The sequence below is a fragment of the Thiomonas sp. DCM-2 genome, assembly GCF_056820905.1.
This window is the reverse complement of sequence record NZ_CM165962.1, coordinates 2,470,257-2,483,540: the sequence shown is the minus strand read 5'-3', so window position 1 is coordinate 2,483,540 and position 13,284 is coordinate 2,470,257. Positions and strand designations below refer to the sequence as shown.

Annotated in this window: 11 protein-coding genes and 1 pseudogene; 1 reads left to right on the top strand and 11 read right to left on the bottom strand. The window is 65.3% G+C overall.

Annotated features, from left to right (window positions below; translation table 11 throughout):
* Positions 1–10: 10 nt before the first annotated feature.
* The 8 genes from AC1ZQA_RS11980 to AC1ZQA_RS11945 form a co-directional block, all read right to left on the bottom strand.
* Positions 11–2,866: a nitrate reductase gene (locus AC1ZQA_RS11980; RefSeq protein WP_482677099.1), complete on the bottom strand. Its 2,856-nt coding sequence runs from the start codon at positions 2,864–2,866 to the stop codon at positions 11–13.
* Positions 2,863–3,261, bottom strand: coding sequence for a nitrite reductase small subunit NirD (gene nirD, locus AC1ZQA_RS11975; protein WP_482677098.1), 399 nt, complete (start codon positions 3,259–3,261; stop codon positions 2,863–2,865). Before nirD ends, AC1ZQA_RS11980 begins: the two co-directional genes overlap by 4 nt.
* A complete protein-coding gene (gene nirB / locus AC1ZQA_RS11970) occupies positions 3,258–5,717 on the bottom strand; it encodes a nitrite reductase large subunit NirB (protein ID WP_482677097.1) in 2,460 nt (819 codons plus the stop codon). Before nirB ends, nirD begins: the two co-directional genes overlap by 4 nt.
* 32 nt (positions 5,718–5,749) lie before the next feature.
* Entirely contained in the window at positions 5,750–6,550 is an 801-nt protein-coding gene (locus AC1ZQA_RS11965) for an ABC transporter ATP-binding protein (RefSeq protein ID WP_482677096.1), read from the bottom strand.
* Between the two features lie 30 nt (positions 6,551–6,580).
* Positions 6,581–7,504 carry a nitrate ABC transporter permease gene (gene ntrB, locus AC1ZQA_RS11960; RefSeq protein WP_482677095.1) on the bottom strand — a complete coding sequence of 308 codons (924 nt, stop codon included), beginning with the start codon at positions 7,502–7,504 and terminating at the stop codon, positions 6,581–6,583.
* A 31-nt stretch (positions 7,505–7,535) separates the two neighbouring features.
* A complete protein-coding gene (locus tag AC1ZQA_RS11955) occupies positions 7,536–8,840 on the bottom strand; it encodes a CmpA/NrtA family ABC transporter substrate-binding protein (protein WP_482677094.1) in 1,305 nt (434 codons plus the stop codon).
* 308 nt (positions 8,841–9,148) lie between these two features.
* On the bottom strand, positions 9,149–9,793 hold the full coding sequence (locus tag AC1ZQA_RS11950; RefSeq protein WP_482677093.1) for an ANTAR domain-containing response regulator: 645 nt from the start codon (positions 9,791–9,793) through the stop codon (positions 9,149–9,151).
* A 42-nt stretch (positions 9,794–9,835) separates the two neighbouring features.
* A complete protein-coding gene (locus AC1ZQA_RS11945) occupies positions 9,836–10,225 on the bottom strand; it encodes a sirohydrochlorin chelatase (RefSeq protein WP_482677092.1) in 390 nt (129 codons plus the stop codon).
* A gap of 109 nt (positions 10,226–10,334) precedes the next feature.
* On the opposite strand from AC1ZQA_RS11945, the pseudogene AC1ZQA_RS11940 reads away from it, so the two are divergent.
* Positions 10,335–11,374 (top strand): annotated as a pseudogene (locus tag AC1ZQA_RS11940) (aldo/keto reductase).
* A gap of 6 nt (positions 11,375–11,380) precedes the next feature.
* Here AC1ZQA_RS11940 and AC1ZQA_RS11935 read toward each other — a convergent pair.
* Genes AC1ZQA_RS11935 through AC1ZQA_RS11925 form a run of 3 tightly spaced genes read right to left on the bottom strand, consistent with a single transcriptional unit; the run spans position 11,381 to position 13,267 of the window.
* The gene (locus tag AC1ZQA_RS11935) at positions 11,381–11,929 is read right to left on the bottom strand and encodes a nitrate reductase associated protein (protein WP_482677091.1); all 549 of its coding nucleotides are present in this window, start codon (positions 11,927–11,929) and stop codon (positions 11,381–11,383) included.
* Positions 11,929–12,624, bottom strand: a complete 696-nt coding sequence (locus tag AC1ZQA_RS11930; RefSeq protein WP_482677090.1) for a carbonic anhydrase — start codon at positions 12,622–12,624, stop codon at positions 11,929–11,931. Before AC1ZQA_RS11930 ends, AC1ZQA_RS11935 begins: the two co-directional genes overlap by 1 nt.
* On the bottom strand, positions 12,617–13,267 hold the full coding sequence (locus AC1ZQA_RS11925) for a nitroreductase family protein (RefSeq protein WP_482677089.1): 651 nt from the start codon (positions 13,265–13,267) through the stop codon (positions 12,617–12,619). Before AC1ZQA_RS11925 ends, AC1ZQA_RS11930 begins: the two co-directional genes overlap by 8 nt.
* Positions 13,268–13,284 lie beyond the last annotated feature (17 nt).

The following is a 13,284-nucleotide window of genomic DNA, read 5'->3' as shown; positions in this document are numbered from 1 at the left end:
TTTGCGTGACTCATGCCGGAACCTTGCAGCCCTCGCGCACGATGCGCCGCAGCTCGGGCAGGCAGGAGCCGCAGTTGGTGCCGCACTTGAGTTGCTGCTGCAGCGCGGCGAGCTGCGTATCGGCGTCGCCCGCAAGCAGGGGCAGCAGGGCGTCGATCTGGCTTTGCCAGACGTCGAAGCAGTTGCACACCTGGTGGCCGGGGCTGTACAGATTGGCCGGCGGCGTGGTGGAGGGCAGCAGCAGCCAGCGGCCATAGGGCTTGGCGCTGGCTTCGCTTTGCAGCAGCTCGCGCAGCCAGCCTTGCGCCACCACGCTGTCCAGCGGGCCACTGAGCAGCGCGGCGTCGAGACTCTCGCCGTTCAGCCGCACCGCGCGGCGCACGCTGCGGCCGGGGTCGGCGTAATGCAGCGCGGCACTGCCCTGCACGCCGAAATGGGCATCGATGCGCGCCAGCAGTGCGGCATCGGGCGCACCGCGCGCGGCCGCGCGCAGCAGCAGGCCGGTGCGCTCGCGGCCGAAGGGCACGCACATGACGAAGGGCAGGCCGGCGAGTTCCTGCATCAGCGTGGCGCGCAGCGCCTGGGCGCTGGCCTCTGGCATCCAGCCGAAGGCGGCGAGGTGCCAGGTGAGGTTGGCCGCCTCCACCCGCACCGCGCTGTGCTTGAGTTCGGGCTGGAAGGAATAGGGGTCGATGACGGGCAGGGTCAGGCCGTTGACGCCCAGCCGCGCCACGCCCTCGGCGTTGCGTCCGGCGAGATATTCGGCGCCCCAGTGCATGGCGATGAATGCCTGGCCGGGGCGCACGGTGTCGGTGGCACGGGCGGGCAGGATGAGGTCGCCACGGCGCGAGGCCACGCGCACCAGTTCGCCATCGCTCAGGCCGCGCCGCGCCAGCTCGGCGGGGTGCAGATCGATGCAGGGTTCCGGGGCATGGTTGAACAGCCGCGGCACCGAGCCGGTGCGGCTCATGCCATGCCATTGGTCGCGCAGGCGGCCGGTGCTCAGGGCCACGGGATAGCGCGCGTCGCAGGGCTCGGCCACGGGCTTGAAGGGTTCGGCGAAAAATTTGGCGCGGCCATCGGCGGTGGGGAACAGGCCATCGTCATACAGCCGCGCCTTGCCGGTGGCAGCACCCTCGGGGTAGGGCCATTGCTGCGGGCCGTCGCGTTCCAGCGCGGCCCAGGTCAGGCCGGTGATGTCGAGGTCGCGGCCGCGGGTGCTTTCGCGGTGCTCGTTCCACACCTCTTCGGCATTGGTGTAGGGGAACAATGTCCTCTGATCAGGGCAGCGCGGCGGTAAGAGCGCTTCCAGCCGACGGGCGAAGTCGACCGCGATCTCCCAGTCGGCACGCGCTAGCCCGGGTGCTTCAACGGCCACCCGCACCCTGCTGATGCGGCGTTCGGAATTGGTCACCGTGCCCTCCTTCTCGCCCCAGGTTGTGGCGGGCAGCAGCACGTCGGCATAGGGCACGGTGGCGGCGGTGGTGTAGGCCTCCTGTACCACGACGAGTTCGGCAGTCTCCAGCGCGCGGCGCACCAGCGCCTGGTCGGGCAGCGATTGCGCCGGGTTGGTGCAGGCGATCCACAGCGCCTTCACCTTCCCGTCGGCGGTGGCCTGGAACAGCTCGATGGCGGTCTTGCCGCGCTCGGCTGGCACGTCGGCCACGCCCCACAGCGCGGCCACTTCGGCGCGGTGCGCGGGGTTGGAAAGGTCGCGGTGCGCCGACAGCAGATTGGCCATACCGCCGACTTCGCGTCCGCCCATGGCGTTGGGCTGGCCGGTGAGCGAAAACGGCCCAGCGCCCGGCTTGCCGATCTGGCCGCAAGCGAGGTGCAGATTGATCAGCCCGGCGTTTTTCGCCGTGCCGCTGCTGGACTGGTTCAGCCCCTGGCAATACATGGAGAGCGTAGGCTGGCGCGTCTGCGGCGAGGCATCTGGAGCGCCGAGGGCGAACCAGCGCGCCGCAGTGACAATGTCCTCGGCCTTGAGTCCGCAGAGGTTGGCGGCAACCGCCGGGGTCATGTCGCGCACGCGCTCGCGCGCCGCCGCATAGTCTTTGGTGTGCGCCGCGATATAGACCGGATCGATCAGGTCTTCCCATACCATCACATGCAACATGGCCAGGAACAGCGCGACGTCGGTGCCGGGCAGAAGCTGCAGGTGCAGATCGGCGAGCTCGGCGGTTTCGGTGCGGCGCGGGTCGACGACGACGATGCGCATGTCGGGACGCCTGGCCTTGGCCTTCTCGATGCGGCGAAACACGATCGGATGCGACCATGCTGCATTGCTTCCGGCCAGCAATAGACATGCGGCATGGTCGATGTCCGCGTAGCTGCACGGCGGGGCGTCGGCGCCGAGCGTGACCTTGTAGCCGGCCACCGCGCTGCTCATGCAGACACGGGAGTTAGTATCGACGTTGTTGGTGCCGATCAGGCCCTTGGCCAGCTTGTTGAAGACGTAATAGTCCTCTGTGAGCAACTGGCCCGAGATGTAGAAACCCACGCTGTCCGGACCATGCTCGGCAATGAGAGCGGCGAAGCGCTGCGCCACATGGTCGAGCGCGGCGTCCCAGCCCACCGCCTGGCGCGGCGCGTCGCGCCGGGTGCGCAGTTCTGGCCGCAGTGCGCGCACCTGCGGCAGCAGTTCCGGCTTGGCGCTGAGGTGCAGCGCGCCGCCCTTGGTGCACAGCTTGCCGAAGTTGGCCGGATGATCCGGGTCGCCGCGCACACCGGTGATGCGTCCGCCTTCGCTCTTGATGATGACGCCGCAGCCCACGCCGCAATACGGGCAGGTCGAGCGCGTCTCACGCACCGCGCCTTCCGGCACGATGGCGATGGAACCCGAAGGCAGGTCGGCGGCATTCATCGCTCGGCGCTCGCGCAGGCCGTGCCGTCGCAGCGCACTGCGGCCATGGCGGCAATCGGCGCATGCAGCTGGTCGCGGCGCAGATAGACCTGATCGCCGTCCACCTTCACGGCGAAGCTCGGGGTGCAGCCCTCGTCGGGCTCCTTCGCCCGGCCGTCGTCGAGCCGGATGGTCCAGTTGTGCAGCGGGCAGGCGACGGCTTCGCCGAACACGATGCCCTGGCTCAGCGGCCCGCCCTTGTGCGGGCAGCGGTCGAGCAGGGCATAGATGCGGTCGCTCGCGGTGCGGAACAGTGCGATGTCCACGCCGTCGGGGCGGCGCACGCGGCGCGCACCGAGCGCCGGAATGTCGGCGACGGCGCACACGGCCGTCCAGTCGTGAAGGACTGTGTTCATGCTGGTTCTCCTTGCGCTGCCGCGACCGGCACGATGGGGATGAACTGTCGCGCGTCCACCTGTGCCTTGTCGAACTCGAACCACGGATCGGGTTCGCCCTGCAGCGCGAACTGCAGCCGTTCCCACAGCGCGGCGCGGCCCGCGGCGTCGTCGAGGATGCGCTGCTTCACGTAGTCCAGCCCGACGCGGGCGATGTAGTGCACGGTGCGCTCGAGATACCAGCCTTCCTCTCGGTAGAGCTGGATGAAGGCGCCGGTGTATTCCAGGACTTCCTCCTGCGTCTTGAGCTTGACCAGGAACTGCGCCACCTCGGTCTTGATGCCGCCGTTGCCGCCGACATACATCTCCCAGCCGGAGTCGACGCCAATGATGCCCACGTCCTTGATGCCGGCCTCGGCGCAGTTGCGCGGGCAGCCGCTGACCGCGAACTTCACCTTGTGCGGCGCGTACATGCGCCAGGTGGCGCGCTCCAGAATCTTGCCCATCGCGGTACTGTCCTGCGTGCCGAAGCGGCACCATTCGCTGCCCACACAGGTCTTGACCGTGCGCAGCGCCTTGGCGTAGGCGTGGCCGCTGGGCATGCCGATGTCGTTCCACACCGCCTGCAGGTCTTCCTTTTTCACGCCGAGCAGGTCGATGCGCTGGCCACCGGTCACCTTCACTGTGGGAATTTTGTATTTGTCCACGGCATCGGCGATGCGGCGCAGCTCGGCCGCGCTCGTCTCGCCTCCCCACATGCGCGGAATCACGCTGTACGTGCCGTCCCTCTGGATGTTGGCGTGGCTGCGCTCATTGATGAAACGGCTTTGTGGGTCGTCCTTCGCCTCGTGGGGCCAAGTGGAAATGAGGTAGTAGTTCACTGCCGGGCGGCAGCTCGAACAGCCGTTGGGCGTGCGCCAGCCGAGCGTGGCATACACATCGGCAATGGTCAGCAGATGCTGCTCGCGGATGGCGTCGCGGACTTCCTGGTGGCTGGAATCGGTGCAGCCGCAAAGGGCTTTTTTCTTTGGCGTCGCGCTGTAGTCGCCACCCGCGGTGAACATCAGAATCTGCTCGACCAGCCCGGTGCACGAGCCGCAGCTTGCGCTGGCCTTGGTGTGCTTGCGCACCTCTTCCAGCGTAAACAGGCCTTTCTCCTTGATGGCCTTGCAGATCGTTCCCTTGGTCACGCCGTTGCAGCCGCAGACTTCGTCGGCGTCGGCCATCAGTTGCGCCTTGCTCTGGCCCTGGTGGCCAGCGTCGCCCAGATGGCTTTCGCCGAACATCAGCTTGTCGCGGATGTCGTGCACCTTGCGGCCTTCGCGCAGCAGCTTGAAGTACCACGAGCCATCGACGGTGTCGCCGTACAGGCAGGCGCCCACCAGCTTGTCGCCCTGAATCACCAGGCGTTTGTACACGCCGGAAAACGGATCGGACAGCACAATGTCCTCGCAGCCCTCGCCGCCCATGAAGTTGCCGGCCGAGAACAGGTCGATGCCGGTGACCTTGAGCTTGGTCGACACCTGCGAGCCGGTATAGCGGCCGATACCGAACTGCGCCAGATGGTTGGCTGCCACCTTGGCCTGTTCGAACAGTGGCGCAACCAGACCGTAGGCAACGCCGCGATGCGCGGCGCATTCGCCCAGGGCGTAAATGCGCGGGTCGGTGATGGTCTGCAGTGTGTCGCTCACAACAATGCCGCGGTTGCAGTGCAAGCCGGCCTTCTCTGCCAACGCCGTGTTGGGACGGATGCCCGCGGCCATGACCACCAGATCAGCGGGAATCTCCGTGCCGTCCTTGAACTGCACCGCACGCACCCGGCCGGATTCGTTGCCCAGCAGCGCTTGCGTCTGCGCGCCAATCAGGAATTTCAGGCCGCGGTCTTCCAGCGACTTCTGCAGCAGCTTGCCAGCCACCTCGTCGAGCTGGCGCTCCATCAGCCAGGGCATGATGTGCACCACGGTCACGTCCATGCCGCGCAGCATCAGGCCGTTGGCCGCTTCCAGCCCGAGCAGGCCGCCGCCGATGACCACCGCGTGCCTGTGCGCCTTGGCAGTCTCGATCATGGTCTCGGTGTCCTTGATGTCGCGGTAGGCGATGACACCGTCCAGATCCTTGCCCGGCACCGGCAGGATGAAGGGGTTGGAACCAGTGGCCAGCAGCAGGCGGTCATAGGGCGCCTCGATGCCATCGGCAGTGCGCACCACGCGGCGGATGCGGTCGATCTCGATCACGGTCTGGCCCAGATGCAGTGTGATGCCGTTGTCGGCATACCAGGACAGCGGATTGAGGATGATCTGCTCGATGGTCTGCTCGCCTGCCAGAACAGGCGACAGCAGGATGCGGTTGTAGTTGGGGTGCGGCTCGGCGCCGAATACGGTGATGTCGTAAAGGTCGGGCGCGAGCTTGAGCAGCTCTTCCAGCGCCCGTACCCCAGCCATACCGTTGCCGACGAGAACGAGTTTGGGATGGGTCATGATGCGTGTTCCCTTTGGATGAACGCGGCGGATCAAGCCGCCTTGGCCTGCGGATGCGCCTGGCGCTTGTAGAGAAACTCCAGAACTTGGGCGCGAAGGTGGGCGTAATGCGGGTCTTCGGAAAGCGCCAGGCGTTCACGCGGGCGCGGCAGGTCCACCGTGAGAATCTCGCCGATGGTCGCCGCTGGCCCGTTGGTCAGCATGACGATGCGATCCGACAGCAGCACGGCCTCGTCCACGTCGTGGGTCACCATCACCACGGTGGCGCCGCTGGCAGCGACGATGCCCTGCAACTCGTCCTGCAGCTTGGCGCGGGTGAGGGCGTCGAGCGCGCCGAAGGGCTCGTCCATCAGCAGCACCTTGGGTTGCATCGCCAGCGCCCGGGCAATGCCCACGCGCTGCTTCATGCCGCCGGAAATTTCGTGCGGGTGCTTGTGCGCAGCGTGCGGCAGGCCCACCAGTTCCAGCGCGGCCTGGGTGCGGGCCTTGAGCTGGGACTTGGTCTCCGTGGCGCCGAACACGCGCTCTACACCGAGGTAGATGTTGCCGTAGCAGGTCATCCAAGGCAGCAGCGAATGGTTCTGGAACACCACGGCACGGTCGGGACCGGGGGCGTGGATTTCACGGCCATCGCACACCATCACGCCGGAGGTCGGCAGAGTGAGACCGGCAATGAGGTTGAGCAGGGTGCTCTTGCCGCAGCCGGAATGGCCGATCAGGCTGATGAACTCGCCACGGGCGATGTCCAGGTTGATGCCCTTGAGGGCGTGGAAGGGGCCGCGCGTGGTGTCGAACACCATTTCGACCTGTTGCACAATGATGAAACGTTCCATGATGAATCCCTCTTGAATGGGTGGCAGAGGTCAGCGCGCCTCGTCGTAGCTGAAGCGCCGCGCAATCAGCATCAGCGCGCCTTCGAGCACCATGCCAGTGATGCCGATGACCAGGATGGCGATCAGGATGTGTGCCAAGTTGAGGTTGTTCCACTCATTCCATAGCCAAAAGCCGATGCCGGTGCCTCCGGTCAGCATTTCGGCGGCGACGATGACCAGCCAGGCGGTGCCCACCGACAGACGCACGCCAGTCATCATGTAGGGCATGACCGAGGGCAGCAGGATCTTGGTGAACACCTTCCAGGTAGACAGATCAAGCACGCGTGCGACGTTCATGTAATCCGCCGGGATGCGCTGCACGCCAATGGCGGTGTTGATCATCATCGGCCAGATGGAGCAGATGAAAATGGTGTAGATGGCCGCTGCCGGAGCGTTGCTGAACACGTACAGCCCAATCGGCAGCCAGGCCAAGGGGGATACCGGGCGCAGCAGGCTGATGAGCGGTGAGAGCATGCGGTTCAGAAACTGCACCCGGCCTATGGCGAAGCCCAGCGGAATGCCCACCAGCGCCGCCAGGCCGAAGCCATACGCCACGCGCTGCAGCGAGGCCAGCAGGTTCCAGCCGATGCCCACGTCGTTCGGCCCGTTGTCATAGAAGGGGTGGGCGAACACCTTCTGCGCCGAATGCCAGGTGACCAGCGGCGAGGGGAACTGGCTGCTGTGCTCGGCCGCCACTTCCCAGACCAGCAGCAACAGCGCCAGACCCATCAGCGGAGCGACGATGCGCAGGGCGATCTGGCGGTTTTTCGCCCGTTGCCGCTCCGCCGGGCTCTGGGTGCGGAAGGCGGGCGCGGCCTGTGGCGCTGCGGTTGTGACGGCTGCGGGTGCTGCGGCTTCGACAGTCGCGGCGGTTTCAAACGACCCGCTGGGGGCGGACAAGACGGCGGTGTTCATGCTGGACTCCTGGTTCATCGGGCAATCAATCTCAGACGGCGAGGTCGTTGACCTTGAAGCTGTGGGCGTAGGCCTTGGGGTCCTTGCCGTCCCAGGTCACGCCGTCGATCAGCTTGGAGGTGCGCAGGGCGCTGACGGGCACAGGGACCTTCAGTTCGGTGGCCACTTCCTTGTACAGATCGATGCGGTTCACCGCCTTGGCCACGGCGAGGTAGTCGGGGTCGGTCTTGATCAGGCCCCAGCGGCGGAACTGGGTGAGAAACCACATGCCGTCGGACAGCCAGGGGAAGTTGACCTGCCCGTCCTCATAAAACGTCATCGGGTGCTTGTCGTCCCAGCTATTGCCCAGACCGTTGGTGTAGCGGCCAAGGATGCGCGGCAGAATGGTTTCCACCGAGGTATTCACATAGCCGGGCGCGGCGATGGTGTTGGCCATCCTGGTCTTGTTCGCCAGCGAGGCGTCAATCCACTGGCAGGCTTCGAGCACCGCGGCCATCACGGCCTTGGTGGTGTTGGGATACTTGTCGACAAACTCGGCGGTGGTGCCCAGTGCCTTCTCGGGATGATCGGTCCAGATCTCCTGCGAGGTGACGGCGGTGAAGCCGATCTTCTGATTGATAGCCACCGCGTTCCACGGCTCGCCGACGCAGAACCCATCCATGCTGCCCACGCGCATATTGGCCACCATCTGTGGCGGCGGCACGGTGATCACCTTGTCGTCCTTCAGCGGATTGATGCCGTAGGTGGCCAGCCAGTAATACAGCCACATGGCGTGGGTGCTGGTGGGAAAGGTCTGCGCGAAGGTGTAGGTGCGCTTTTTCGCCAGAACGGCCTTGGCCAGCTCGGGCCCGGTGGTGATGCCTTCCTTGGCCAGTGTTTCGGCCAGGGTGATGGCCTGCCCGTTGCGATTCAGGCCCATGAGGATGGCCATATCCTTCTTCGGGCCGCCAACACCGAGCTGTACGCCATACGGCAGGCCGTAGAGCACATGCGACATCTGAATGCCGCCGGTGACCAAGTTGTCTCGCACGGCGGCCCACGAGGCCTGCTTGCTCGGGATGATCTTGACGCCGTACTTCTTGTCGAACCCCAGCACCGCGGCCATGACGATGGGCGCGCAGTCGGTCAGGGGAATGAATCCAATCTTGACCTCTTCCATTTCAGGTTTTCCCAGGGTTGCGGCGCGTGCCGTGGGCTGCAGGCTGGGAAGAAGGCCGGCAACAGCCACGGCGGCGCCTGACTTGATGAGCGTGCGGCGCAAGGGTTGTGCCGGGTCGTTGCTCTGGGGTGTGACCGAAGAGGTGGCCGAAGGTGTTGCGTCTTGTCGGTTGCGCATGGCGGATCCTGAAAATTGCGGGCGAAAAAAAGCCTCCGGGCGCTTCACACGAGGCGAAGCACACGAAGGCATCATTGCCGAGCTGAACGGGGGAGATATCCGCTCAGTGGGTTCAACATAGACCGCCGTTGGTCTACGGTCTGTTCTGTGCAAACAGCGTGCCAGGACGAACTTCAAGGCAGTGCAGAGGGAAGGGCAGAGAAACCCCCGGCGGTCTGCGCGCTGGCCCGATCGTCCGTGGTGCAAGGTGCCGCTTGACTGCGCCAGCATGGTGCAGCGGCGCACCTGGAAGGCGCGCTCCGCGTGCTTCAGATCAGCCCAACGGTGTCGAGGATGCGCTGGGCCACCTCGGAGAGTTTGAGGCCCTTTTCCATCGCCAGCTTGCGCATGCGGCGGAAGGCTTCTTCTTCCGTGCAGTTCTGCCGCTGCATCACAATGCCCTTGGCGCGTTCCACCAGCTTGCGCTCGGCCAGTTGCGTGCGCGCCGCGTCGAGTTCGGCGCGCAGGCCCTGCTCGCGCTCGAACCGCGCCAGCGCCACTTCGATCACCGGCTTCACCCGGCTGGGCTTGAGACCATCGACGATATAGGCCGTCACCCCGGCAGTAATGGCGAGTTGTGCGGTTTCGGTATCGTCATCGTCGGTGAACAGCACAATGGGGCGCGGCGTATCGCGCGAGGCCAGCACCACATGCTCCAGCAGATCGCGCACGCTGGACTCGGCGTCCACAATCACCAGATCCGGCTTGAGCGCGGCGATGCGCTCGTCCAGCGTTGGCGTGGCCGGCAGCACGGCGACCACGGCGTAGCCTGCATCCCGCAGAGCCTGCTCCAGCAGCGCGCAACGCCGCGTCTGGCGCGGATCGCTGGCCGCACCCTCTTCCATCGCCAGTGCGGGATCGGGGGAAATGATGGCAACGGTCAGGGGGCGTTGTGGGAGCGGTGGGCGTGACATATCGGACTTCGTGCAAATTTCGTGCCCCTGGTCGCCTCTTGGTCAGCCATCAAGACCCGACGCGCAGCGCACGGCGTAAGCGGCCAGCGCAGCGAGAACCTCGGCATCGTCCCCCGCGGGAGGGGCAATCTCGATCTGCAGTGCGGGGTAGAGCGTCTGCACTTCGCGCGCGATGCGTGGAATGTCGCGCTGCAGATGACCACCGGCACCGAGAAACAGCGTCGCGACACGAACCAGGCCGAGGCCGTCACGCCCCGCTTCCTCCAGTACCTGACGCAGCGCAGGCTGCATGGACTCCAGAAACGCCAGCCTCACCGGCAAATCGGGGTGGGCGGCCTGCACGCTATCGCGCACGGTCTCGAATGGGCGCGCCCACTCCGGCTGGCGTGAGCCGTGGGCGAGTAAAACAAGCAGTCGGGTGGTATGGGGCATGGGCGTGTGGGAAGGGGCGGGCATCAAGCAGACATCAAGCGTACAAGGTGGCCCACGCAATTTCGGTTCCTGTTGAACAATGCTCGAATCGCATCCCCCAGACCCATCCATGACAAGCTCCACGCCACCCCAGAACGACTCCCTGCACATTCCGCGCATCTGCCTGGGCACCATGACATTCGGTCAGCAGAACACCGAAGCCGAAGCACATGCGCAGCTGAGCTTCGCGCTGGATCAGGGCGTCCATTTTTTCGACACCGCCGAGATGTACCCGGTGCCCACTCGCGCAGAAACCACCGGGCGCACCGAGCTCTACGTTGGCTCCTGGCTGAAGACGCAACAGCGCGACAAGATTCTCCTCGCCACCAAGGCCGCCGGACCGGGCAGGGGGCTGAACTGGTCCGCGATGGCCAGCTCAGCTTCACCCGCGACAACCTGCACCGCGCGCTGGACGGCTCGCTCAAGCGCCTGCAGACCGACTATGTCGATCTCTACCAACTGCACTGGCCGGACCGCAATGTGCCGCTGTTTGGTCAATTTCACTTTGATCCGCAGAATGAGCGCGACACCGTGCCGCTGGAAATCACCCTGGCGGCACTCGGTGAGAGTCTGCAAGCCGGAAAAATTCGCCACTGGGGCCTGTCGAACGAAACCCCCTGGGGCGTGATGACGGCCCTGCGCCTTGCAGACGCCATGGGGCTGCCGCGTCCGGTGAGTGTGCAAAATGCTTACAACCTGCTCAATCGCACCTGGGAAAACGGTCTCGCCGAAGTGGCCTACCGCGAGCGGGTGGCGCTCCTGGCCTATTCCCCGCTGGCTTTCGGTCTGCTGTCGGGAAAATACCGAAGCGATCCGCAAAGCGCCGGGCGGATGCAGTTGTTCAAGGGCTTTGGCGCCCGCTATGCCAAGCCGCAGGTGGACAAGGCGGTGGCGGCCTATGCCGATCTGGCCGCCGCAGAAGGCCTGACGCCAACGCAACTGGCGCTGGGTTTCGCTTCCAGCCGCTGGTGCGTGGGCAGTGTGATTCTGGGCGCGACTTCCGTGCAACAACTGGACGAAGACCTGCGAGCCTGTCGGACCGCGCTGTCGCCGCAGGTGCTTGCGGCGATCGAGGACATTCACCTCAATGTCCCAAATCCGGCGCCGTGATGCGGTTCAGCACGGGGGTTTGCGCAGGCCGAACTCCTCAAGCGCCACACGGAAATTGCGGTTCTCATGCCCTGGGCGGGTGAGCTTGAACAGGGTGTAGCGCTGCAATGCGCTGAGGTCGGCCCAGCTTTGCGGGCCGTTGAGTATGAGGCCTTTGTCGAGTGCGCTTTGACGCACGCGCTCGGGAAGTTGTCTGCTGTCCCAAACAGTGTGGGTCGCGCGCGCGGGCATGCGGGTTGGCTGTGCCTTGGCTTGATGGACGATGGAGTGCAGCAGCAGATGCCGGTAGCGCCGCAGCCCTCCCGGGTTATCGAGATCCTCGGTGATGAGACGCCTGCGTGTGGCGTGATCAAAGCGTTGCCAGTGCTGCAGCGCGAGCTTGATGCGGCTGGCATCGAGCTTGTAGCGCACGATCATGGGCATACAGCACAGGCTCTTGGCGTAATCCGCTTCAAAGTTGAACAGCGGCAGGTCCATATCAGCCAGCGGAGCCGGGTGTCCAGAACCTGTCGTCGCAGACGGATGCACGGCGTCAACCAGGCCAGGGGCGTTCATCAGGCCGGGGTATCCTGCAGCGGTGGTGTCAGGCGGCCATCGTCAACGGTGGCGCTGGTGTAGGGGCCCGTGCCGCTGTGTTCGGATTCGGTTGCCGGAATGAAGCGGCCACTGAGCACATCGAACACATCCACCTGGCCGTCCTCGATGACGTAGTGCCACCCGTGCAGGCTCAGGTTGTGCTGCTCCACTCGCCGACGCACCATGGGGTAGTCCATCAGGCGTTCGAGCTGCAGAATGACCGCACGCTGCTCCGTGCGGCGCAGCACCTCGGGGCCTGGGGTGGCCACGGGAAGCATGGCATCCCGGCCCAGATGTAACCAGGACGTGAGGTTGTGCGCTTCTTCCGGAGTGTCTCCGTACAGCGCGCGGATGGCGCCGCAGTGACTGTGCCCGCACACCACGATGCGCTGCACATTCAGATTGAGCACGGCGAATTCGATGGCCGCCGCCGTGCCGTGAAAGCCGGTGCTGCCGTCAAACGGCGGCACGAAGCCGCCCACATTGCGCACCAGAAACAGCTCGCCTGGACCCGCGCCGGTGAGCAGGTAGGGCAACACGCGCGAATCCGAGCAGCCGATGAACAGGGTGGTTGGATGCTGCCCTTCGTCCACCAGGGTTTGAAAAGTGGCTTGGTAGGCAGGGAAGGCGTCGTTGTGAAAGCGGCGCAGGCGGCTGAGCAACTCGTCAGTCATGGCGGGGCTCGTCATGCAGGATGGAAACAAAGGCCGAAGGGGCAGGGCGCAGGCGAATCGGCTTGCTGCGGTCGGCAGTACCGATGGCGACAAAGCACACCGCCTGCTCGTTTTCATGCAGCGCAAAGAACTGACGCAAGCCAGTGGATTGCATAGCCTGACCGCTGACCAGACCAGAGCCGAAGCCATCGGCATGGGCGCTGAGCAGGATGTTCTGAATCGCACAGCCCAGGGAAATCAGCCGCTCCGCCAAGGGAATTTCGGGATGATCGTCAGTGGCATCGCGCACCACGACCAGCGCGACGAAGGGCGCGCGATGCGCCTTGTCGCGCGCCTCGGCCAGTTCTTTGTCGCTGGCGGTGGGGTCGCGCTCCTTCAAGGCCTGAGCAAACACCTCACCGAGACCGGCCCGACTGTCCGCCGGCACTACGATGAACCGCCAGGGCAGAATCTGTCCGTGATCCGGCGCCGCCGCTGCCGCGTGAAAATAAGTGTCGAGCTGTGCCGCGTCAGGGCCAGGAGAAAACAATCGCTTGGGAGCAAGTTGCTGCCGGGTGTGGATGAGCGTCGCGGTGAGTTCTGCGTACGCCGGGCGCCCACCACGATCCGACGAGGGTCTGTGATGCGTCGAGATGGCAGACATGACGATGCCCTGGTTGC

What these genes read in the sequence shown, in the direction of transcription:
- ntrB (WP_482677095.1), bottom strand. Translation starts at nt 7,504, where the DNA reads ATGAACACCGCCGTCTTGTCCGCCCCCAGCGGGTCGTTTGAAACCGCC.
- AC1ZQA_RS11980 (WP_482677099.1), bottom strand. Translation starts at nt 2,866, where the DNA reads ATGAATGCCGCCGACCTGCCTTCGGGTTCCATCGCCATCGTGCCGGAA.
- AC1ZQA_RS11965 (WP_482677096.1), bottom strand. Translation starts at nt 6,550, where the DNA reads ATGGAACGTTTCATCATTGTGCAACAGGTCGAAATGGTGTTCGACACC.
- AC1ZQA_RS11950 (WP_482677093.1), bottom strand. Translation starts at nt 9,793, where the DNA reads ATGTCACGCCCACCGCTCCCACAACGCCCCCTGACCGTTGCCATCATT.
- nirD (WP_482677098.1), bottom strand. Translation starts at nt 3,261, where the DNA reads ATGAACACAGTCCTTCACGACTGGACGGCCGTGTGCGCCGTCGCCGAC.
- AC1ZQA_RS11945 (WP_482677092.1), bottom strand. Translation starts at nt 10,225, where the DNA reads ATGCCCCATACCACCCGACTGCTTGTTTTACTCGCCCACGGCTCACGC.
- AC1ZQA_RS11925 (WP_482677089.1), bottom strand. Translation starts at nt 13,267, where the DNA reads ATGTCTGCCATCTCGACGCATCACAGACCCTCGTCGGATCGTGGTGGG.
- AC1ZQA_RS11955 (WP_482677094.1), bottom strand. Translation starts at nt 8,840, where the DNA reads ATGCGCAACCGACAAGACGCAACACCTTCGGCCACCTCTTCGGTCACA.
- AC1ZQA_RS11935 (WP_482677091.1), bottom strand. Translation starts at nt 11,929, where the DNA reads ATGAACGCCCCTGGCCTGGTTGACGCCGTGCATCCGTCTGCGACGACA.
- AC1ZQA_RS11930 (WP_482677090.1), bottom strand. Translation starts at nt 12,624, where the DNA reads ATGACTGACGAGTTGCTCAGCCGCCTGCGCCGCTTTCACAACGACGCC.
- nirB (WP_482677097.1), bottom strand. Translation starts at nt 5,717, where the DNA reads ATGACCCATCCCAAACTCGTTCTCGTCGGCAACGGTATGGCTGGGGTA.